Origin of the sequence: Sphaerisporangium sp. NPDC005288 (assembly GCF_040607475.1) — a bacterium.
In the GTDB taxonomy this organism is placed as follows: domain Bacteria; phylum Actinomycetota; class Actinomycetes; order Streptosporangiales; family Streptosporangiaceae; genus Sphaerisporangium; species Sphaerisporangium rhizosphaerae.
The window spans coordinates 97,590-119,891 of record NZ_JBEXGT010000003.1 but is presented as its reverse complement, the minus strand read 5'-3'; the positions used below and the strand labels follow the sequence as shown (position 1 = coordinate 119,891).

The window sequence follows — 22,302 nt, the reverse complement described above, 5'->3', positions numbered from 1 at the left end:
TTAATAACCTTATGGTTTTATAGGTGCCGGCGTTGGTCCCCGTCAAGGGCAGGAGGCGTGCGGAGGCGGCCACACCGGTCCCACGCGCCGCGCGCCCGAAGGACGGCGGAGGGCACGTGGGAAAGGTCATCTACGCGCGCCGCACCACCCGGGTGTGACGCGCATGCTCACGGAAGCCGCGCCCGGCGTGGCGGGGCGATACTGGTGAGCATGGGACGAGAGCAGTTCGCCGTCGAGTTCGACGCCTTCGAGCGGGCCGGCTGGCGTGGCCGCAGCGAGGCGTACAAGCAGGGAGTCGCATTGCTGACCGCCCGCCTGATCGAGCCGCTGCTGGACGAGGCGCGGGTCGGCGCCGGCGGCCGCGTCCTGGACGTCGGCTGCGGCCCCGGCGGGGTGAGCGCGGCGGCGCTGGCCCGGGGAGCGGAGGTGACGGCCGCCGACGCCGAGCCCGAGATGGTCGCGGCCACCGCGCGGCGCCTGCCCGGCGTGCGGGTCGAGCACGCGATCCTCCCGGTCCTGCCGTTCGAGGACGGAGAGTTCGACGCCGCCGTCGGCAACCTCGTCATCAACCACGTCGGCGACCCGCGCGCCGCCGTACGCGAACTGCGCCGCGTCGTCCGCCCGGGCGGCCGGGTGGCGCTGACCTCCTGGTACTACCCCAAGATGCGCGCCACCGTCGTCTTCGACGAGGCGGTCGCCGCGGTGGGGGTGCCCCGGCCCGCCGACGTCCCCGAGAAGTCCCCCTTCCAGGCGTACGGCACCCCGGAGTCGTTCGCGGGGCTGCTCCAGGACGCCGGGTACACCGAGGTGCGCGCGCGGACGCTGGAATGGGAGCACACGGTCGACCCGGAGGAGTGGTGGACCGCCATCCTCACCGGAACCGCCCGCACCGCCGCCGTGATCGCCCGGCAGAATCCGGCCACCATCGAACGCGTGAAAGCCGCCTACCACGCCATCCTCGCCCCCCACCTCACCGAGGACGGCCGCGCCACCCTCCCCGCCGCCGCGCTCCTCACCTCGGCCACCCGCTGACCCACCACCGGCCGTCCCACCACCCGCTGACCTACCACCGGCCGTCCCGTCACCGGCCGTCCCGTCACCGGTCGGGCTGTCACGGTCCGCCGCCACCGGCCGAGAAGGGCGGGGTGCTCATCGGACGGGCCGGGGGCGGGAAGGTGTACGGAGACGGCGGCGCCGCTGTACGTCGAGTGCTCCGGCGTTCCGGCGCGGCGGACCCGGTGGCCGCGCCGCGTCGGAGGCACGGCCGGCCCGCATGTCCGGTTGGCGCGCTTGCTCGCCGGCTGCACGTTGGGCGGGTAGCCCGCGCGACCTCCTACCGCGGGTCGACGGTCGCGAAGACTCCCCGTGCGGTCGTCCCGTCCGGCCAGGTCCACCCGGCGACGAGGTGTCCGGGCAGGCTCCGCGCGGCATCCGCCGGCCGCAGAATGCGGTTGACCCGAACCTCGCCCCCATCGCGGGGGGCGGTCGCGTGCACGGTGACGGTCGGGTCCGGGGTGTCGCTCCGGCTCTGGTGCTGCGGGATCGCCTCGCCGCGCAGCAGGGCGCGCAACCGCGCCATCACCACCGGGTCATGGACGCCGTCGTAGATCCACCGGGTGCCGAGCACCCCGTGCTCGGAGGTGCCGATCAGCGCCTCGCCGGTAACCTCCTCCAGCGCCGCGTCGCGGTACCCCATCGGCACCAGATACGCGACCGGTTCCCGTCCGGCGGCGTCCACCACGACCATGAACTCGATGCCGACCGCGCCCTCCGGATCGTCCAGGCGGAACCCGCCGGCCCTGACCAGCTCCGGCGTTCCCGCCTCGCCCACGTACCAGCTCTGCTTGGGCAACCAGTCGGCGAGCAACTCCAGCTTGGTGGGCGTCATGGTGGTGTGGTGGATGAAGGCCATGCGTACTTCCTCACGCGCAGGGTGTGGGCCCGTCCTCCAACGGGAGGGCGCCCTTTCGAAACGCTCCCTATTCCAGCACCTTTCGGTATCCGGGTGTCATTGGCGGAGCAATCCGGGCCGGCGCCCATGGCGCACCGGCCAGTGACCCTCTCCTCGAGGCGGCACGCTGTGACAAACCGCCAATATGTGGAGAAATACGGATGAAACGTGATCGTCGGATCATGGCAATAGATCACGCTCACACTTGCCTCCAGAGATCTTGGAGGTGTCTGTGGACTACAGCAGGCGTGGATTCCTCACCGCCGTCGGTGCCTCGGGCGGCGCCGGCGCACTCCTGGCCACGATGGGCGCGCTCGGACTCGCGCCCACGGCCGAGGCGGCGAGCCGCACCCGGTTCGACCCGCCCCGGCCGTCCGACTTCACCCTCACCGGCAGAGGGGCGAAGAAGGTGATCGTCCTCGGCGCGGGCGTCGCCGGCCTCGCCACCGCCTACGAACTGGGCAAGGCGGGATACGACTGCACCGTCCTGGAAGCGCTCGACCGGGTCGGCGGCCGCAACTGGACCATCAGGGGAGGCGACCGGATCACCGAGCTCGACGGGTCCACCCAGATCGCCCGCTTCTCCGATGGCATCTACATGAACGCCGGCCCGGCGCGGCTCGCGCAGTGGATGGTCACCATGGACTACTGCCGCGAGCTGGGCGTCGACCTGGAAGTGTTCACCAACTCCAACGCGCAGACCTACATCTTCAACGCCTCGGCCGGGATGACCGCCCCGGTCACCTGGCGCACCGCGAAGGCGGACGTCTACGGCTACATCTCCGAACTGCTCGCCACCGCCACCGACGGCGGCGCGCTCGACGCCAAGCTGACCGCGCAGGACAAGGACCGGCTCCTCACCTTCCTGCGCGGCTTCGGCGCGATCGGCACCAAGGCCGACGGGTACGCCTACACCGGCAGCGGCGACCGCCGCGGGTACAGCACCGACCCCGGCGCGGGGGAGCAGCCGGGCGTCCCCCTCGGCCCCGTCCCGTCCCTGTCGGACGTGCTCGCCAGCGGCGTCGGCCAGCGCTTCTCCTTCGAGCTCGGCTACGACCAGGCGATGCTGATGTTCCAGCCGGTCGGCGGCATGGACGCCATCCCCAAGGCGTTCGCCGAGGCCATCGGCAGGCACAAGATCTGGCTGCGGTCGAAGGTCACCAGGATCACCGACCTGCCGAACGGCGTCGAGATCGAGTACCAGGACAAGAACGGCAAGGTCCGCACCGTCAAGGGCGACTTCTGCGTGGCCGCCATGCCGCCGCACCTGCTCGCCAGGACCCCGCACAACCTCGGCCCGGACGTCCAGGCCGCCCTGGCCACGCCGACCGTCACCTCCTCCGGAAAGATCGGCCTGGAGTACCGCCGCCGCTGGTGGGAGACCGACGAGAACATCTACGGCGGCATCACCAACACCGACCTCGACCTGTCGGTCGTCTGGTACCCCTCCTACGGGTACGGCAAGCGGCGCGGCCTGGTCATCGGCTACTACAACAACGGCGCCAACCAGGACGCCTACGCCGCGCTCCCGCACGCCGAACGGGAGAAACGCGCCATCGAACAGGGCATGAAGATCCACGGCGCCAAGTACCGCGACGAGCTGGTCACCTCCGTCTCGGTGTCGTGGAAGCGCCAGCCGTTCATCGAGGGAGCCTGGGTCGGCTGGCCGTCCCGCACGGGCGCCTACCAGCTTCTCAACAGGCCGGCCGGCCACGTCCACTTCGCGGGCGACTGGCTCAGCTACCTCATCGCCTGGCAGGCCGGCGCCCTGGAGTCGGCCAGAAAGACCGTCACCGACCTCCACCAGCGCGTCCTCGCCCACTGACGCACCACGGCGCCCGGGACGACCCTCCCTGTCCCGGGCGCTTCCGCGGTCCGCCGACGACGCCGGACACGGGACGATCAGGCGTAGGTCACCCGCCGGCCGGCGCGGCGTAGACGGGGCGGGCTCCGCGGACGTTGAGCATGATGGCGTACACCGACGTCGAGGCGGTCATGAACAGCCAGTTGCGCTTGAGGCCGCCGAAGACCAGGTTGGAGGTCTTCTCCGGCAGGCGCAGCTTTCCGATGAGCGTGCCGTCGGGGGCGAAGCAGTGCACCCCTTCGTGGGTCGCCGCCCAGATGCGGCCGGTGTCGTCCAGCCGGATGCCGTCGAACGAGCCGGCCGTGCACTCGGCGAGCACCTTCCCGCCGGTCAGCGTGCCGTCGTCGTGCACGTCGAACACCCGCAGGTGCCTGCGCCGGGTGTCCACGACGTACAGCAGCCGCTCGTCGAGCGAGAACGCCAGCCCGTTGGGCCGGACGAAGTCGTCCGCCACCACCCGCACCTCGCCCGTGACCGGGTCGGCGCGGTACACCTGGTCGGCCCCGATCTCGCTGTCGGCCCGGTGACCCTCGTAGTCGCTGGTGATCCCGTAGGAGGGGTCGGTGAACCAGATGGACCCGTCGGACTTCACCACCACGTCGTTCGGGCTGTTGAACCGCTTGCCCTCCCACCGGTCGGCGATGGTGGTGACCGAGCCGTCGTGTTCGGTGCGCGTCACCCGGCGTCGCCCCTGCTCGCAGGAGATGAGCCGCCCCTGGGCGTCCAGGGTGTGCCCGTTGGTGTACCCGGCCGGCGTCCGGAACGGCCCCACGGTGCCGGTCGGCTCGTCCCAGCGCAGCATGCGGTCGTTGGGAATGTCACTCCACAGCAGATAACGCCCCGCCGGCACGTACACCGGCCCTTCGGCCCACCGGCAGCCCTGGTAGATGCGCTCGACGCGCTCGTCGCCCCCGACCGTGGCGAACCGCTCGTCCAGCTCCTCCAGCTCGGTGGGAATGGTCTCCGTCATGCCCCCAGCAAATCCTACCGAACGTCATATCGTCAATCGGCCTTATCTCGATATCTCGTCTCATGAAGGTGCATAGACGCAAGATGACGTTCGGGAGTCGGGTGATAACGTCCCTCCATGGACGACATCGACAGGGCGCTGATCGGCCTCCTCCAGCAGGACGCCACCCGCTCCTACGCCGCGCTGGGCGCGGCCGTGGGTCTGTCCAGCGGCGCCGCCCACGAGCGCGTCCGCAAACTGCGCGAACGCGGCGTCATCCGGCGTACGACGGTGGACGTCGATCCCGTGGCCGCCGGCCGGGGCGTCCTGGCGTACGTGATGGTCGACGGCACCACGTGGATGGGCGACACCCGCCAGGCGCTCAGCGCCATCCCCGAGGTGGAGGAGGCCCACGTCATCGCCGGCCCCGCGTCCCTTCTCCTCAAGATCAGGGCCGCGAGCACCCAGGACCTCCAGGACGTCCTGCGCAGACTCTTCGAGGTCGACGGCGTGGCCAGAACCCAGACCATCGTCGCCCTGGAAACCTTCTTCGAACGCCCCCTCCACGTCCCCGCCCCGGACATGCCACGGTGAGCGGACGGGATGCGGCCGGGGTGGCGGCGGGTCGCTAACCTGGGGCGTGATGAACCGTTTGACGACGTCGACAGGTGGGTTCGACCTCACCCGCTTCCCCGAGAGTCCCCGTGACCCGCTTCGCGCCTGGGACGCCGCCGACGAGTATCTCCTGCGGGAGCTCGAGGGGATCGACGGCGCCCCGACCGACCTGTCGGGCACCGTGGTCGTGCTGAACGACCGGTGGGGCGCCCTGGTCACGGCGCTCGCCGATCACCGTCCCGTGCAGATCACCGACTCCTACCTCACCCAGCGGGCGACCCAGGCGAACATCGAGCGCAACGGGGTCGCGGCGGACGCCGTGCGACTGGCCACGACCCAGGACCCGCCGCCGGACCGCATCGACGTGCTGCTCGTCCGGGTGCCGAAGAGCCTCGCCCTCCTTGAGGACCAGCTGCACCGCCTGGCCCCGCACGTGCACGCGGGCACCGTGGTCGTCGGCGCGGGGATGGTGACCGAGATCCACACCTCGACGTTGAGGCTGTTCGAACGCATCCTCGGGCCGACCAGGACGTCGCTGGCCGTGAAGAAGGCGCGGCTCATCTTCTGCGCGCCCGATCCGGGACTGTCCCGGGGCGAGAACCCGTGGCCGCGAAGCTACGCGCTGCCCGCCGGCATCGGCGCGGTGTCGGGCCTGACCGTCACCAACCACGCGGGGATCTTCTGCGCCGACCGCCTCGACGTCGGCACCCGCTTCTTCCTCCGGCACCTGCCGTCGCGCCGCGGCCCCGAGCACGTCGTGGACCTGGGCTGCGGCAACGGGGTCGTCGGGCTCGCCGCCGCGCTGGGCAACGGCGAGGCCCAGGTGACGTTCATCGACGAGTCCTACCAGGCGCTGGCGTCGGCGGAGACGACCTTCCGGGCGCACATCGACAACGCGGACGCGAGCACCACCGCACGGTTCCTCGCCGCCGACGGCATGTCCGGCGTCCCCGCCGGCACGGTGGACCTGGTGCTGAACAACCCGCCGTTCCACGCCCACCGTACGACGACCGACGAGACGGCCTGGCGGATGTTCAACGGGTCACGCGCGGCGCTCCGCCGCGGCGGTGAGCTGTGGGTGGTGGGCAACCGGCATCTCGGCTACCACGCCAAGCTGCGCCGGCTGTTCGGCAACTGCGAAGTCGCCGCGAGCGACCCAAGGTTCGTCGTCCTCCGAGCCGTCAAGCACTGACGCCGCCACCGGCATCTGGGCACTCCATCAGGGCTGGTCGCCCCTGAGCGCATTCATGCGCCGGTGTAGAGGCGGTCCAGGTCGACGAGTTGGACGGCGGAATCACGCCGGGCCAGGGTGCGCAGGTCGTCGCTGAAGCCGGTGCCACTGAACAGGAGCAGGCGTGTGCGCTCGGCGTCGACGCCTTCGCGGGCGCGGAGCAGGTCGCGGATCCGGCCGAGCCGGCGCAGGTGTCCCACGCCCATGATGTCGTTCCATTTACATTCGCCGATGGCGAGGAGCCGCTCGCGACCGGCCTCATCATGGCCGAAGGCCGCGACATCGACCTCGTGAGCGGTCCGGTCGGTCGCGTCGGGAACGGTGCCGGCGGCCACCGTCGAGGGAAAACCGCCAATGGTCTCGGGGCGGCAGTACCAGCGGGTCCACTCGCGGCAGATGCGCTCGAAGTGCGGTCCGACGACCTTGCTGCGAAAGGTCGGCTGGAGGCGACGCCAGACGTCCGGCGCGCGGCCGGGCCGTTCCAGTTCCCCCCAAGCGGATCGCATGACCGCGTGGTAGAAGGCGAGAAGAGGTTCGGCGATCTGGTAGGTGGAGCGGTTGCCGCGGAAGGCATCCCGCTCGTGCGTGATCATGCCGACGTCCTGGAGGATGGTGAGCGGGTGGGCCAGGTCGGTCGACTTGCGGCCGAGATAGGAGGCGATGCCGCCGCGGTTGTGATTGCCGTCGGCGATCGCGGCCAGCACAGAGTGGTATAGGGCGGTGTCGTGCAGCTCGGGTTCTTCGGCGAGCAGATAGCGGCCTTCGCGGAAGAGCGGGCGGCCGGGGTTGAGGACCGCGCGGACGATCCAGGAGTCGAAGTCGTCCGCGCCGGCGGGCGTGTCACCCTGGGTGAACTCCCGACGGTAGGCGGGGGTGCCACCCACGACGGCGTTGGTCAGCGCGGCGGTGCGCGGGTCGGCGATGTCCCAGAACCGGGCGGCGAGACGGAAGTCGAGGGTGGGCACGACCAGTTCCAGTCCGGCACGGCCGCGCAGCGGAGCGTTCCCCGACAAGATGCGTCCCATGAACGACAGGGCGGACCCGCACAGCAGCAGGCGGACGGGAGTGTTGCCGCGCTGGGCGGTCGGGTCCAGCGCGCGCTGGATGATGGAGGGCAGGGCGGGAGAGGCCTTGGCGAGGAACGGGAACTCGTCGATGACCGCGACCGTGGGACCGGCGGTGGCGATGCGCAGGAGCCGGGTGATGGCCTCGTCCCAGGTGGCGAAGCGGAACGGATGGGGCTCGCCGACGTACGCGGCGAGTGCGTCGCCGAACTGCCGCAGCGCGTCGGCTTCGGTGGTCTCGGTGCCGGTGAACATGAAGCCGCCGGTCGCGGTCGTGAGCGCGTCGAGCAGGAAGGTCTTGCCCTGGCGGCGACGCCCGGAGACCACACCCAGGGTCGCCTGGGGGGCCTCGTAGGTGGCGAAGCGGCTTAGCTCCGCCCACTCGAAGTCCCGAGCGAAGATCTCACTGGGCTTGTCCACACGCGCCTCCGATGTATAACTGCATCTATTATAGATCTGGTTATACAAACGGTGCGTGTCGACGGGCCACTCTCTGCTTGCGTGAGCCCACGAAGCCGATCGCGCCGGTACCCCCGGCGCGTCGGCGATTCCTCGCGCGGGAAGCGCGCGATCCCCTATCGTCGGACCGACACGCTGGAGGAGTGGATGTCCGACCTGTCCCCGTTACGCACCGGTGAGCCGGGCCAGTTCGGCGACTACAGGGTGCTCGGCCGCATCGGTCAGGGCGGCCAGGGAACGGTGTACCTGGCCGAGTCGTCTACGGGGGACCGGGTCGCCATCAAGGTTCTGCACGCCTACCAGGCGATGGACCAGAACGCGGAGCGCCGGTTCCTGCGCGAGGTGGCCACGGCGCGGCGGGTGGCGACCTTCTCCACGGCACGGGTCATCGAGGTCGGCACGGCCGATCATCTGCCCTATATCGTCAGCGAGTACGTCGAGGGCGCCTCGCTGGAGCAGCGGGTCCGGGAACGCGGGCCGCTCGGCGGTGACGAGCTGGTACGGCTGGCGCTGGGCACGGCCGGCGCGCTGGCGGCGATCCATCAGGCGGGCGTCGTGCACCGCGACTTCAAACCGAGCAACGTGCTGCTCGGCCCCGACGGGCCGCGCGTGATCGACTTCGGCATCGCCCGCGCCCTGGACTCCGTCACGGCCACCGGCACCGGCGTCGCGGGCACCCCGACGTACATGGCGCCCGAACAGATCGCCGGCGAGCAGGTCGGCCCCCCGGCCGACGTGTTCGCCTGGGCGGTGACCATGGTCTTCGCGGCCACCGGCCGCCGTGCCTTCGGCGGCGCGAGCGTGCCGTCCGTCCTGCACGCCGTCCTCACCGCCGAACCCGACCTCAGTGGGGTCCCGGAGTCGCTGCGCTCGCTGCTCGGACGATGCCTGGCCAAGATCCCACAGGAAAGGCCCACGGCCGCCGAGATCATGCTGCAGTTGGTGGGACACGACGCGGCCCGGCCACCTGGGACGCCCTGGCCACCTGGGCCCCCTGGAATGACGACCGGCGGGCCGCCCCCTCCCTCCTCCGCCGCCTCCATGGCCTCTACCTCCGCCGCCCTGCCGTCCCCAGCGCAAGGGACCGTGCCTCCCGCGCAGGGGACCGTGCCGCGGGTGGCGGCCGTCACCGCTGCCGGGACGCCGGGCACTTCACCCCGGACCAGCCGCTTCCGGCGCGTCGCGTCGCGGACGACGATCCCGCTGCTGAGCGTGCTGCTGGCCCTCGCGGTCACCGTCGGCATCTGGCTCCGGAACTCGCCCGGCGACCGCGCCTCTACCTCGGCCACCACCTCCGCCTCCAGCGGGGCCACGTCTTCGTCCATCGCCGCCGGCAAGCTGGGCAAGGTCGGCATCGCCCTGGACATCGGCGGCCGGGGTGACCTCTGGTTCAACGACTCGGCCGTGAAGGGCCTCCAACGCGCCAAGCAGGAGTTCGGCGTGGGCGAGGTCAAAGAGCTGGCGGCCAGTGCCGATGAGACGGACGAACAGAAGGCGCAACGGCTACGGACGCTCGCCCGGAGCGGCCACAACCCGATCATCGCCATCGGCTACCCCTACTCCACGGCGCTCAACACCGTCGCGCCCGAGTTTCCGAAGACCAGCTTCGCGATCGTCGACAGCGAGGAGGCGAAGGGGAAGAACATCTCCAACCTCGTCTTCGCCGAGCAGGAAGGCGGCTTCCTCGCCGGTGCGGCGGCGGCCTTGAAGTCCAGCAAGGGACGCGTGGGCTTCGTCGGCGCGGTCAAGGACGAAGGCCCCATCGAGAGAGCGGCCGCGGGCTTCGTCGCGGGCGCCAAGTCGGTCAAGCCGAACGTCGAGCTCGACGTCAGGTACATAACCACTTCTCCGGACTTCAGCGGCTTCGACGACCCCGCCAAGGGCAAGCGCGTCGCGGCCGCCATGTTCGGCGCGGGCGCCGATGTCCTCTTCCAGGCGGCGGGTGGCTCGAACATCGGCATCATGCAGGCCGCCAAGGCCGCCGGCGGGCACGTCATCGGCGCCGAAGGCGACGAGGCCCGCACCGCGGACGCCGCCTTGCGTGACGTCGTCCTGACTTCGATCACCAAGCGGGTCGACACGGTGGTCTTCGACTACCTCGAAGACATCTCCACCGGCTCCGCCAAACCCGGCCCCACCGTCTACGGCATCAAGTCCCACGGCTTCGCCTACACCACGACCGGCGGCCACATCGACGGCATCAAGTCACGCCTGGACGAGGCAGAACAGAAGATCGCCAGAGGCCAGATCGTCCTCCCGGAATAGCGATCGCCCACATCGCCCCCTATGACCGCGACACACCTCCCGACGGCATGTCCGGCCTGGCGTGTGGAAGCGATCCACGCGAACGCAGCCACCTCTGGCAGCGCCGATCGCCGATGACGGCCGCCTTTCCGGCCTGTGTCACTGTCGCATGACGAGCGCACACCTCGGCGATCACCAGCCGCCGGCTACCCGCGACACCACACTTTCACGGTCATCTACCAGGTGTCGGCGCGTGCTCTTCCGGACGGCGTCCCCAGGCCGAGATCAGCGGCGCGAGGGTCAGGTCGAGTTCGCCGGCGTGGATGGCGGCCAGGTGCGCGTCGATCTCGGCGTCGTCGGCCAACCCGGCCGCGAGCAGCTCGCCGCGCACGTGCCGTATGGTCGCCGCCTCCAACCGGTCGCAGGCCGGCCCGCCGACCGGGAACGAGCCCGCCGCGGCGACGTCCACCAAGCCCGCCTCACGCAATGCCCTGGGCAGCGTCCGGCCGTAGCGCAGGTCGGCGCCGCGGCGCGCCAGCAGCTCCCGGACCGCGTCGCGCAGCCGGTTGGCCCGCCGCTGCGCGGGGCCGCTGTCGTCCAGGCATGCCAATGGCTGCAGAGCTGTATCGGCGTCCTCGACCAACAGCCAACCGCCGGGCCGTAGCGCCGCCGCCATCGTGGCCAGCGCCCGGGCCCGGTCGGGTAGGTGGACCAGCACGAGGCGGGCGTGCACCAGATCGAACGTCCCCGGTTCCGGGGGCGGATCAGCGACGACGTCGTGCCGGCGCACCTCGTACCCGTCGCCTGCCTTCAGCCAGGACGGGTCGATGTCGGTGGCCAGCACGTACCCGGTCGGGCCGACGGCCGCCGCGAGCGCCTCGGGGATGCTGCGGCCACCCGCCCCCACCTCCCAGCAGCGCGAGCCGGCCCTGACCCCGAGCCGGTCGAAGTGCGCGCGCGTCACACCGTCGAACAGCTCGGCCAGCCAGACGAATCGCTCGCCTGCCTCGGCGCGCGCGTTGTCCAACAGGTACCCGCGGGCGGGCTCTCCACCGGGCACGGTGGTCACGCCGGTCGGATCCGGTCGGCCACCGACGTCCGGCGGGCGAGGCGAGGAGGTCATCACCACATGGTCGACCTCCCCGCGCCGCCACGCCACAACGACGGCAGAGGCATATCTCACACAACGACACCGCCACCGCCATCAGCCGCAAGCGCCGTGTTCTGTGCTCTACCGAGCCGCCCGTGACCCGAGGCACGGCGAGACGGCGCGTCACTAATTATCATTTATCGGCCCTTGGCGAATTGCTACATTGGTCGCACGTTTTACCTGGCGTGGGAAGGCTCACCAGATGGCGCTGATCGTGTTCGTGCCGGGCGCGGATGAACGCTGACTCGCCGGATCCCGAAGTTCCTGGTCAGGATTCCGCCGTCCCTGAGTCCGGTTACTCGGTGGAGGTCAGGGAATCGCAGGGCGTCCAGGTCGGTGAGCGGAACACCCAGATCAACTACACCTATAACAGGCTGACCTGGGTGGACGGATTGGCGCCGCCGCCGCTGGTGAGCGTAGCGGGAGAGATCGATTCCCCCTACCGGGGGCTGAATGCGTTCGAGGAACAGGACGCCCCATTCTTTTTCGGGCGGGAAGCGGCCGCGGGCGAGATACTTGACCGGATGGCGCGCCAGTTGACGGGAGCCGGCCTTCTCGTCGTCTCCGGGGTCTCGGGCGCGGGCAAGTCCTCACTGCTGCGCGCCGGGGTCATTCCCCGGATCAGGGGGACCGGGCTGGCGGGTGCACCCGAAGCGGCCACCTGGCCGTGCCTGGTGCTCACCCCCACCCCGTCCCCGCTCGATGAGCTGGCGCTGCGCATCGCCGTACTCGGCGGCGCCGGTGCGGGCGTGCTGCGGCAGGCGGCACAGTCGGACACGGCGGCCTTCGCGCTCGCCGTGCGGCAGGCCGCCCTGACGGCGGCACCGCCGTCCGCCGGGCCGCCGTACTCGGCGGCGGGGCAGCGCAGGCCGTCCAGTCCGCGGCTGCTGATAGTGGTGGATCAGTTCGAGCAGGTTTTCACGCAGTGCCCGGATGAGGCGGAGCGCGCGGCGTTCATCGCGGCCCTCCACGCGGCGGCGACGCTGAAACACGGAGCGGAACAGCAGCCCGCCGCGCTGGTCCTGCTCGGCGTGCGCGCCGACTTCGAGGCCCGCTGCGCGAACTACCCGGCGCTGGCCGACGCGGTCCAGAACCGCTACCTGGTGACCGCCATGACCGCGCGGCAGCTGCGGCTGGCCATCACCGAGCCCGCCCGGCAGGCCGGCGCCGAGGTTGCGCCCGACCTGGCCGACGTGCTGCTGGCCGAAATCCGGGCCCGGCAGCACGGCGGCTCCGGGCCGGGGGTGCTCCCCCTGCTGTCACACGCGCTCGACAAGGCATGGCGGTCCCGCTCAGGCCCGAACCTGACGCCGGCTGACTACGAGCGGACCGGCGGCATCGAACGGGCCGTCGCCGACAGCGCGCAACGCGCCTATGACCAGTTGACGGCCGGCCGGCAGGCGGCGGCCCGGCAGGTGTTCATCCGGCTGACCGCCGTCGGCGGGGACAACGTGGACACCGCGCAGCGGGCCACGCGAGCCGAGCTGACCGGTAGCCTCAGCGCCGCGCAGGCGCGCGACGTGGCGGCGGTCCTGGAAGCGTTCGCCGCCGAACGGCTGCTCACCCTGGCCGCCGACAGCGTGGAGATAAGCCACGAGGTGCTGCTCACCGCCTGGCCGCTGCTGCGCGACAGCTGGCTGGCGGATACCCATGCCGACCGCGTCGTCCGGACCCGCCTGCGGAACGCGGCGGCCGAATGGGACCTTCACTCCCAGGATCCCTCCTACCTGTACGGCGGCACCCTGCTCGAAGCCGCCACCGAGACGGTCGGCAGGATCGACGCCGATCCCGGGCGTAACCCGCCGCTCAGCCAGGCCGAGCGGGACTTCCTGCGGGCCAGTGACCGCTCTCGCCTCGCCCAGGCCCGCCGCCGCCGCGCGGTCCTGGCCGGCCTGCTCGCGCTCGCCCTCGCCGCCGTGGCAGGGGGCGGCGTCGCGCTGGTCAACGCGGCGAACGCCAACCGGCAGGTGGCCATCGCCAACCACCAGCACGCCATCGCGCTGTCCCGCCTGCTCGCCACCAAGGCGGTGTCCCTCGACCCCACCGACGCGGTCATCGCACGACGGCTGGCGGCGGCGGCCTGGCACGCGTACCCGACGAGCGAGGCCGGCTCCGCCATGGTGACGCTGCTGGCCGAGCAGCAGCAGTGGGGAATGCTGCCCGCCTCCACGCGCCAGGTGTCCCAGGTGGCGTTCAGCCCGGACGGGAAGCTGCTGGCGAGCAGCGACAATGATGGCACCGTGCGGATATGGGATGTGGCGACGTCCCGTCCGGTCGGCCCGCCGTTGCCCACCACCTCGCGGCCGGACGGCTACCCCGACTCGCTGGGACTCGCCTTCAGCCCCGACGGCAGGCTGCTCGCCGCCGCCGGTCACGACCGCAGGCTGTGGATCTGGAATGCGGCCGACGGCCAGCCCGTCGGGGTCCCGCTCCGGCCTGACGACCGGAACGCCTATATCGCACCGGATGTGGTGGCGTTCAGCCCGGACGGCAAGCTGCTGGCCGCCGGTTGCAACGACGGGACGGTCCGCCTGTGGGACATGACGGCCGGCCACCCGGCCGGCCCGCCGGCGCGGCAGTTCGTCGGCCCCTACCGCGCTGTGTCCGCCCTCGCGTTCAGCCCGGACGGCACGGTGCTGGCGGCCGGCACCGGCCGCGACGAAGGCCGGGTGCGGCTGTGGAGCATGACCACGGGCAGACTCCTCGGCGCGCCCCTCCGGGCCCAGCCCACCGGTCAGGACATCGGCGTCAACACGGTGGCGTTCAGCCCGGACGGCAAACTGATGGCCACCTACGCCGAGTCCGGCCTGGTGCGGCTGTGGGACCCGGCGACGGGCCGGGTCGTCAGGCAGTTCCCGTCCGGTGCCCCGGCCACCTTCGCCGAGGGGATGGCGTTCAGCCCGGACGGCCGGCTGCTGGCGGTCGCCGACGGCAATGATGACCTGATCCGGCTGTGGAATCCCGCCACCGGCCGGCAGACCGGCGAAACCCTCGCGGTCAACTCCACCGTTTCCTCGTACGTCAACGGCCTGGCGTTCAGCCCGCGGGGCCGCATACTGGCCGGCGCCGCCGGCGACGGCACGGTCCGGCTGTGGGACCTGGCCGCCCGCCGCTTCGTCGGCCAGCCGCTGCGCGCCGCGACGGGGAACGCCGCCCTGGTCATCTACGACCTGGCGTTCCGCGGGCAAGGCGACCTGCTCGCCGCCCTCAGCAGCGACGGCCTGGTCCGGTTGTGGAATCCTGCCACCGGCCGGCAGGAAGGGGGGTCACTCCAGGTCGGCGACACGTCGTTCAGCGGCGGCTCGCTGGCGTTCAGCCCGGACGGCACCCGGCTCGCCACCGCCGGTTACACCTTGAAGCTCGGCTACCGGGCGCTGGTCCGGGTGTGGAACCCCGTCACCGGGCGTCCCGCCGGACCGTGGCTACAGCCGGCCGGCACTACCAGCCTGCTCAAGGAGGTGGCCTTCAGCCCGGACGGCGACCTGCTGGCCGCCGCGGGCGACGCCCCGATGATCACCCTGTGGGACCGGTCCGGCCGCCGCCGCGTCATCACGACCGGGGGCGATAAGGACCCAGATCCGTCCGGGCTCGCGTTCAGCCCGGACGGGACCCTCCTCGCCGGCGGTCTCGGCAACGTGCTGCGCATGTGGAATCCCATCACCGGCCGGCCCGCCGGCGTGCCCGTCCCGGTGAGCAGCGACACGACGGTGACCATCTCCTCGATCGTGTTCAGCCCGGATGGCAAACTGGTGGCCACGGCCGACGGAGCGGGCACCGTGCAGCTATGGAACCCGCTCACCGGCCACCGCGTCGCGCGGCCGCGGCCGCTGCCGCGCTCGGTCGGCATCTTCAAGCTCGCGTTCAGCCCGGACGGCAGCCTGCTCGCCGGCGCGGGCTCCGACGGGACCCTGCGGCTCTGGGACCCGGCGACCGGCCGGTTGGTCAGCGAGCCCTTCCGGGCCGCCGACCTGACGGCCAACCTGCGGACCGTCGCCTTCAGTCCGGACGGCGCGGAAGTGGCCACCGCGGGCAACGACGGGGCGATACGGCGCTGGCGTGTCTGGCCGCTCACCCACCCCTACGAGGCGCTCTGCACCACCACGGGCGCCCCCACCAGCCAAGAATGGTCCAAGTATGCCCCCGATGAACCCCTGCCCGCGGTCTGCTGACCCATCCGGTGAAGCCAGGCCTCCCTGATCGGCCGCCGTGGTGCTCCGGTCAGCCAGAAGTAACTCTCGCAGCGCGGCCGTAACGTCGGCCGACCGTGGGCGTATGACCGGGTATGCGGTATGCGGTATGCGGTATGCGGGGCGGTCATGCGACCTGGTTTCCGGGTCCGGCAGGGCGACCGGTTGGACCCGGCGGTCCGGCTACACCAGCCTGGCCAACCTGACCAGCGGCATCGCCCGAACCAGTGGGCGCGATGCGTGAGCCGAGGGGGAATCGATGGAACCGGTTGCGTTGATCGTGACGGCACTCGCGGCCGGAGCGAGTTCCGGGGTGATCGAGGGACTGGCCGGCACCGTCAAAGAGAACGCGAACGCCGCCTTCGTCAAGCTGCTCGATCTGACGAGGCGCCGGTTCAAGGGAAACGCCAGTGCCGAGGTGATCCTGTCCGAGCACCAGAACGACCCGGCCACCTACGAGGCGCCGCTCGCCAAGAAACTGGCCGCGGCAGGTGCGGCCGACGACACCGAACTTCTCGCCGCGGCCAAGGCCCTGATGGAGCTCCTGGACCGATCGGGCGCGAGTCCCGGCAAGTACAACGTGACGATCAAGGACTCGAAGGGCGTTCAGGTCGGCGAGGACAACACCCAGTACAACACGTTCTGACAGTGTGGGATTGAGCAGACTCATCGGTCGCCCATGAGCAGCAGAGTGTCCAGGCCGCGTACCAGGCCGGTGTGGCCGGTCACCGCTCGGACGGCGAGCAGTGTGCCCGCGACGTACGGCGTCGGGGTGGACCCGGCGTCATGGCGGATGACCAGGCGCTCGTCCGGCAGCGCGAAGACGACCTCGGTCGAGACGACGAAGCTCGGCAGCCGCACCGAGTGCACCTGGGTGCCCGCCACCGTGGCGCCGCGCGCCTCGGCGTACCCGCTGGTCTCGCCGACAGGGACCTGCAAGGTAGGCGTGTTCACCTCGGCGAGCCGCTCGGCCAGCTCGCGGGCCGTCCCGCTCGGCGCGTCCGGCTTACCGGCCTTGGCGTAGTCGATGATCTCGCGGTTGGGCAGGTAGCGGGCGGCGAGCAGGGCGGCGGCCTGGGCCATCGCGGCGGTCAGGGAGAAGTTCCCGGCCGCGGCGACGCCCACCCCCGCCTCCCGGGCCGCGGCGTCGATGCCAGCGAAGTCGTCCGCGCTCAGACCGGAGGTCCCGATGACCACCGACACCCCACGGCCGATCGCCGCCAGCACGTTGCCGAGCACCGCGTCGTGGGAGGTGTAGTCGACGAGCACGTCCACGCCGTCCAGCGCCTCCTCGACCCGGCCGGACACCGGGACGCCGTTCGGCGCGCCGTCCCAGACCTCGCCCAGGTCCTTCCCGGCGGCCGACCGGCTGACCGCCGAACGCAACCGCAGATCGTCGGAGGCCAGGACGGCCTCGGCCACCGGCCGTCCGGTCCACCCGGTCGCACCTGCCACACAGACGGAAAGCATGGACGTTCCTCCGGTCGCTCCGCCTCGAATACCGACACCCGGCACGAGGAGATCAACGGTAGCGGCACCCGGACGTCCCCTCCCACAGGGAAGCCGGCGCTTCAGCGGAAAGGCGTCCGCCCATCGTTGATCGGCCTGTGGGCCTCATACCCCGGTATGAAGCCGGGTCATGTCGATAGGTTGGACGATGGGGTCCTGCCGGGCCACGGCGCGGAGGTCGTCACTGAAGCCGGTGCCGCTGAACAAGAGCAGTCGGGTGCGCTCGGCGTTGACGCCCTCGCGGGCACGGAGCAGGTCGCGGACCTGGTCGAGCCGACGCAGGTGCCCCAAGCCCATGACGTCGTTCCATTTGCATTCGCCGATGGCAAGGAGTTGCTCGCGCCGGTGCCGTCCTGGCCGAAGGCCGCGACATCGATCTCGTGAGCGGTCCGGTCGGCCGGGTCGGGGACGGTGCCGCCGGCCACGGTCGAGGGGGACGCCTTGGCGAGGAACGGGAACTCGTCGATGACCGCGACGGTGGGGCCGGCGGTGGCGATGCGCAGGAGCCGGGCCATGGCTTGGTCCCAATCGGCGAAGCGGAACGGGACGGGCTCGCCAACATGCGCGGCCAGCGCGTCGCCGAACTGCCGCAGCGCGTCGGTCTCGGTGGTCTCGGTGGTCTCGGCGTCTTCTCACGAGGGGATCACGCGATCCCCTATTGTCGGACCGACACGCTGGAGGGGTGGATGTCCGACCTGTCCCCGTTACGCACCGGTGAGCCGGGCCAGTTCGGCGACTACCGGGTGCTCGGCCGCATCGGTCAGGGCGGGCAGGGAACGGTGTACCTGGCCGAGTCGTCCGCGGGGGACCGGGTCGCGATCAAGGTCCTGCACCCCCACCTGATGATGGACCCGGACGCGGAGCGCCGGTTCCTGCGCGAGGTGGCCACGGCGCAGCGGGTGGCGACCTTCTCCACGGCACGGGTCATCGAGGTCGGAACGGCCGATCATCTGCCCTATATCGTCAGCGAGTACGTCGAGGGCGCCTCGCTGGAGCAGCGGGTCCGGGAACGCGGGCCGCTCGGCGGTGACGAGCTGGTACGGCTGGCGCTGGGCACGGCCGGCGCGCTGGCGGCGATCCATCAGGCGGGCGTCGTGCACCGCGACTTCAAACCGAGCAACGTGCTGCTCGGCCCCGACGGGCCGCGTGTGATCGACTTCGGCATCGCCCGCGCCTTGGATTCCTTGACGGTCACCGGCAGCGGGGTCACCGGCAGCGGGGTCACCGGCACCCCGATGTACATGGCGCCCGAACAGATCGCCGGCGAGCAGGCCGGCCCCCCGGCCGACGTCTTCGCCTGGGCGGTGACCATGGTCTTCGCGGCCACCGGCCGCCGTGCCTTCGGCGGCGCGAGCGTGCCGTCCGTCCTGCACGCCGTCCTCACCGCCGAACCCGACCTCAGTGGGGTTCCGGAGTCGCTGCGTCCACTGCTCGGACGATGCCTGGCCAAGACCCCGCAGGACAGACCCACGGCCGCCGAGATCATGCTGCAGTTGGTCGGCCACGACGCGGCCTCGCTGCAGCGCGTCTTGCCCTCCACCACCGCCACCGCATCACCGGTCTCGCCGCCTTCGTCACAGGTGAAGGTGGCGACGGCGGGGACCACAGCCGGTCCGCCCCAGACCGGACGACACCGCCGCGTCAGGCCGCGCGCGATGGTCCCCTGGCTGGGTGTGCTGCTCGCTCTTGCGGTCATGGCCGGCATCTGGCTGTGGAAATCGCCCGGCGGCCACCCCGTCGACTCCGCCGGTCCCTCCACTCCCTCCACTCCCTCCGCCTCCCGCCGAGCCACCGCCTCCTCCTCCGCCATCGCCGCCGTCGCCGGCAAGCTGGACAAGGTCGGCATCGCCCTGGACATCGGCGGCCGGGGTGACATGTGGTTCAACGACTCGGCCGTCCAGGGCATCGAACGCGCCAAGCGGGAACTCGGCGCACGCGAGGTCAAAGAACTGGCGGCGAAGGCGGGTGAGACGGAGGAGCAGAAGGCACAGCGACTGAGAGTACTCGCCAAGAGTGGACACAACCCGATCATCGCCATCGGCTACGCCTACTCCGAGGTGGTCAAAGCCGTCGCGACCGAGTTCCCCGACACCACGTTCGCGATCGTCGACAGCGAGGAGGCGAAGGGAGGCAACATCTCCAACCTGGTCTTCGCCGAGCAGGAAGGCGGCTTCCTCGCCGGCGTGGCGGCAGCCCTGAAGTCGAAGAACGGGCACCTGGGCTTCGTCGGAGCGGTCAATGACGAGGGACCGATCGAACGGGCCGCCGCAGGCTTCGTCGCGGGCGCCCGGTCGGTCAAGCCGGACATCAAGGTCGACGTGAAGTACGTGACCCGCTACCCGGACTTCGGCGGCTTCAACGATCCCGACCAAGGCCAGACCGTCGCGGCCGGCCTGTTCCGCGCGCAGGCCGATGTGCTTTACCAGGCGGCGGGAGACTCCAACCTCGGTGTCATGCGAGCCGCCGAGGCGGCCGGCGGGCATGTCATCGGCGCCGAGGGTGACGAGGCCCACGCCGCGGACGACGCGATGCGCAATGTCGTCCTCACCTCGATCATCAAGCGCGTCGACATGGTCGTCTTCGACTACCTCAAGGACTTCTTTACCGGCTCCACGACACCCGGCCGCAACGTCTACGGCATCAAGTCCCACGGCTTCGCCTACACCACGACCGGCCACCACATCGACGACATCACGGCCCGCCTGGACGAGGTGGAACAGAAAATCGCCAACGGCCAGATAGACGTCCCGAAGCAGTGACCGAACACATCGACCCCTGCGACCGCACCCCCGACGGCACGTCCAGCCTGGCGTGCGGAAGCGACCTATGCGGACGCAGCCACATCAGCAGCACCGATCGCCGACGACGGCGGCTTGCGCCGACCGCGCCACTGGGTCATGCCGGCAGAGCCTCTGTCGGACAATCCGATTCATGAAGGTGATGACGGCGACCGAGGCATCTCGGAGCTTCGTGGCGGTTGTCCACGAGGCCGAGCGAGGCGAGATAAGGCAGATCGCGGTCGTCGGCCCCGCGCCTACAGCGCCGGCGCGCGGGACGCCGCGGTCCCGCGCACGACAGCCCGACGATGCCCTCTGACGCCATTCCCGCACGTACAAGCCCCGGCAATGCACTCTGACGCCGTCCCCGCTCGCTACAAACCTCGACGGCGGGCTCTGACGCCGTTTTAGTCGCCTATATCCCTTTTATCCAGCCAAGTGGCAAACATGTTCATTCCTGCTTGGTTGGGCATTCATTCGCGTCTGTTGTACTTGCCGGCGGCGTCCGCACACACCCCTGGGCGTCAATGCCTGCTGCTCTACCCTCAACTCCCGGAAGGGGAACCATGCGTCTGGGTATCACGCGACGGCTGCTGCTGTCGCTGTCCCTCGCGGCCACCGTCATCGCCGGCACCTCGGCCATCGCGTCCGCGGCCGACGACCGGCAGGAGAACGGACGTCCCTCGCGTGACAGCGCCACCGCGCAGCTCCTCACCAAGGTCGCCCGCGGCACCTCCTGGACGCAGAGCACGACCCCGCTAAAGCTCAACTTCGAGACCTACCACCCGCAGGGCATGCTTCGGGTCGGCGACCGCTACTACATGTCCTCCGTCGAGATCATCAAGCCGACGACCCCGTGCAACCCGGCCTGCGACGGCTACGACCGCACCCCGGGCGAGGGCCTCGGTCACCTCTTCGAGTTCGACCAGGCCGGCAACCTGCTCCGCGACCTGAAGTTCAAGGACGGCAACGCCTACCACCCGGGCGGCATCGACTACGACGGCCGCTACCTGTGGATCCCGGTGGCCGAGTACCGCCCGAACAGCAAGGCGATCGTCTACAGGGTGGACCTGGCGAAGTTCCGCGCCACCGAGGTGCTGCGCGTCGACGACCACATCGGCGGCGTCGTCCACGACCTCAAGAACGACCGCCTGGTCGGCATCAGCTGGGGCTCGCGCACCTTCTACACCTGGAACATGCAGGGCAGGCTCAAGGGAACCGTGAAGAACCCCGAGCAGTTCACCGACTACCAGGACTGCGACTACCTCGCCGAAGGCAAGGCCGCCTGCACCGGCGTCGCAAGCCTGAACGTCGGCGGCCAGTCCTTCCAGCTCGGCGGCATCTCCCTGCTCGACCTCGACTCACTGACCGCGATCAACACCATCCCGATCACCGCCCTCAGCGCCGCCGGCAACTCCATCACCCGCAACCCCACCTGGCTAGAAGCCACCGGCAACACCCTCACCCTCACCGCCGTCCCCGACGACAGCCAATCCACCCTCCTCACCTACACCACCCCGGCCCTCTCCTAAGAGAACCCGGCGACCCAACGGCCACTACCGGATCGGCGGTACCACCGAGACCCGCAGTCCGACCCAGCCGTCCGGCCTCCCAAGTGCTCCGCTCGCTTGCAGGCACAACAGGCGGACGGTTCCTTTGGTTCTTCTCCCATGGAGCGGATGCCGCACCTCTCGACATCGTGCACCGGACTGGCCAAGGTAGCGGTCCAGCCAGCCACTGAGGACCCCGACTCTTAGTCAAGCCGCCAGCCACCACTTAGGCTCCTCGGCGGGAGTCAGGCAGCGAACCCGCTTCCCGATGGGCGTGAGCATGACATCCCATCCAGCTGTCAGGGCTACCAGCAGCCACAGGCCCCACCCTGACTTGAACCGGTCCCTGTCCAGCCCGACGCCCACCCGCACCGGCAGCTTAGCCGGGTGCGGGGTCGTGGGCCTTGCCCCAGACGCCCGAGAGTGTCCACCTTGACCCCCACGACCACCAACACGCAGCGCCCGCAGGCCCGTACGGCGTTCCCGATGATCCCGGCCGCGACGAGCTGCGCCCACCCGGCCAGTTCGATCATTTACACATAGCTGACGTGGGGAGGATCGTTCATAACCAGCCGCGAGCCCTTGGCCATCGCCTCCGCGTCAAGGCTGCTACGCCGCCCTGCTCTTGGGTCTGGCCAGATGGGCAGGATCGATTTCATTCAAGAAATTCTTGGACAGCCGCCACTGTAGGCGGACCTGCCTCACTGCCTATCGCAGCCTGACACATCCTCACGCCCATCAATCTCGGCACC

At 70.6% G+C, this 22,302-nt stretch carries 15 protein-coding genes; 10 read left to right on the top strand and 5 right to left on the bottom strand.

The features are described from left to right. The first annotated feature begins 210 nt into the window (after positions 1 to 210). Positions 211 to 1,032: a methyltransferase domain-containing protein gene (locus ABZU32_RS04120; RefSeq protein WP_354916852.1), complete on the top strand. Its 822-nt coding sequence runs from the start codon at positions 211 to 213 to the stop codon at positions 1,030 to 1,032. 301 nt (positions 1,033 to 1,333) lie between these two features. Here the strand turns inward: ABZU32_RS04120 and ABZU32_RS04115 are convergent, their stop codons facing one another. Then, on the bottom strand, positions 1,334 to 1,912 hold the full coding sequence (locus ABZU32_RS04115; protein ID WP_354916849.1) for a 1,4-alpha-glucan branching protein: 579 nt from the start codon (positions 1,910 to 1,912) through the stop codon (positions 1,334 to 1,336). A gap of 271 nt (positions 1,913 to 2,183) precedes the next feature. Here ABZU32_RS04115 and ABZU32_RS04110 point away from each other — a divergent pair, with 271 nt between their 5' ends. Next, the gene (locus ABZU32_RS04110) at positions 2,184 to 3,776 is read left to right on the top strand and encodes an FAD-dependent oxidoreductase (RefSeq protein WP_354916846.1); all 1,593 of its coding nucleotides are present in this window, start codon (positions 2,184 to 2,186) and stop codon (positions 3,774 to 3,776) included. A gap of 88 nt (positions 3,777 to 3,864) precedes the next feature. Here the strand turns inward: ABZU32_RS04110 and ABZU32_RS04105 are convergent, their stop codons facing one another. Then, positions 3,865 to 4,785, bottom strand: a complete 921-nt coding sequence (locus ABZU32_RS04105) for an SMP-30/gluconolactonase/LRE family protein (protein WP_354916843.1) — start codon at positions 4,783 to 4,785, stop codon at positions 3,865 to 3,867. 117 nt (positions 4,786 to 4,902) lie between these two features. Between ABZU32_RS04105 and ABZU32_RS04100 the strand changes: the two genes are divergently transcribed. Beyond that, a complete protein-coding gene (locus tag ABZU32_RS04100) occupies positions 4,903 to 5,358 on the top strand; it encodes an Lrp/AsnC family transcriptional regulator (RefSeq protein WP_354838269.1) in 456 nt (151 codons plus the stop codon). 49 nt (positions 5,359 to 5,407) lie between these two features. Next, positions 5,408 to 6,571, top strand: a complete 1,164-nt coding sequence (locus ABZU32_RS04095) for a methyltransferase (RefSeq protein ID WP_354916840.1) — start codon at positions 5,408 to 5,410, stop codon at positions 6,569 to 6,571. 53 nt (positions 6,572 to 6,624) lie between these two features. On the opposite strand, the gene ABZU32_RS04090 is transcribed toward ABZU32_RS04095, so the two are convergent. Then, positions 6,625 to 8,094 carry an ATP-binding protein gene (locus tag ABZU32_RS04090; RefSeq protein WP_354916837.1) on the bottom strand — a complete coding sequence of 490 codons (1,470 nt, stop codon included), beginning with the start codon at positions 8,092 to 8,094 and terminating at the stop codon, positions 6,625 to 6,627. A gap of 186 nt (positions 8,095 to 8,280) precedes the next feature. Here ABZU32_RS04090 and ABZU32_RS04085 point away from each other — a divergent pair, with 186 nt between their 5' ends. Beyond that, positions 8,281 to 10,398: a BMP family ABC transporter substrate-binding protein gene (locus ABZU32_RS04085; RefSeq protein WP_354916834.1), complete on the top strand. Its 2,118-nt coding sequence runs from the start codon at positions 8,281 to 8,283 to the stop codon at positions 10,396 to 10,398. A 211-nt stretch (positions 10,399 to 10,609) separates the two neighbouring features. Here ABZU32_RS04085 and ABZU32_RS04080 read toward each other — a convergent pair whose 3' ends face one another. Further along, entirely contained in the window at positions 10,610 to 11,446 is an 837-nt protein-coding gene (locus tag ABZU32_RS04080; protein WP_354916831.1) for a methyltransferase domain-containing protein, read from the bottom strand. A gap of 383 nt (positions 11,447 to 11,829) precedes the next feature. Here ABZU32_RS04080 and ABZU32_RS04075 point away from each other — a divergent pair, with 383 nt between their 5' ends. Further along, a complete protein-coding gene (locus tag ABZU32_RS04075; protein WP_354916828.1) occupies positions 11,830 to 15,696 on the top strand; it encodes a hypothetical protein in 3,867 nt (1,288 codons plus the stop codon). Between the two features lie 277 nt (positions 15,697 to 15,973). Then, positions 15,974 to 16,360 carry a hypothetical protein gene (locus ABZU32_RS04070; RefSeq protein ID WP_354916825.1) on the top strand — a complete coding sequence of 129 codons (387 nt, stop codon included), beginning with the start codon at positions 15,974 to 15,976 and terminating at the stop codon, positions 16,358 to 16,360. 20 nt (positions 16,361 to 16,380) lie between these two features. Here the strand turns inward: ABZU32_RS04070 and dapB are convergent, their stop codons facing one another. Next, a complete protein-coding gene (gene dapB, locus ABZU32_RS04065; RefSeq protein ID WP_354916822.1) occupies positions 16,381 to 17,184 on the bottom strand; it encodes a 4-hydroxy-tetrahydrodipicolinate reductase in 804 nt (267 codons plus the stop codon). 180 nt (positions 17,185 to 17,364) lie between these two features. Here dapB and ABZU32_RS04060 point away from each other — a divergent pair, with 180 nt between their 5' ends. The 3 genes from ABZU32_RS04060 to ABZU32_RS04050 all read left to right on the top strand — a co-directional run bounded on the left by ABZU32_RS04060 (position 17,365) and on the right by ABZU32_RS04050 (position 21,532). Beyond that, positions 17,365 to 17,607, top strand: a complete 243-nt coding sequence (locus ABZU32_RS04060; protein WP_354916819.1) for a hypothetical protein — start codon at positions 17,365 to 17,367, stop codon at positions 17,605 to 17,607. Then, a complete protein-coding gene (locus ABZU32_RS04055) occupies positions 17,604 to 19,982 on the top strand; it encodes a BMP family ABC transporter substrate-binding protein (RefSeq protein WP_354916816.1) in 2,379 nt (792 codons plus the stop codon). Before ABZU32_RS04060 ends, ABZU32_RS04055 begins: the two co-directional genes overlap by 4 nt. Positions 19,983 to 20,566: 584 nt before the next feature. Beyond that, complete coding sequence (locus ABZU32_RS04050) at positions 20,567 to 21,532, top strand: DUF6454 family protein (RefSeq protein WP_354916814.1); 966 nt, start codon at positions 20,567 to 20,569, stop codon at positions 21,530 to 21,532. Positions 21,533 to 22,302 lie beyond the last annotated feature (770 nt).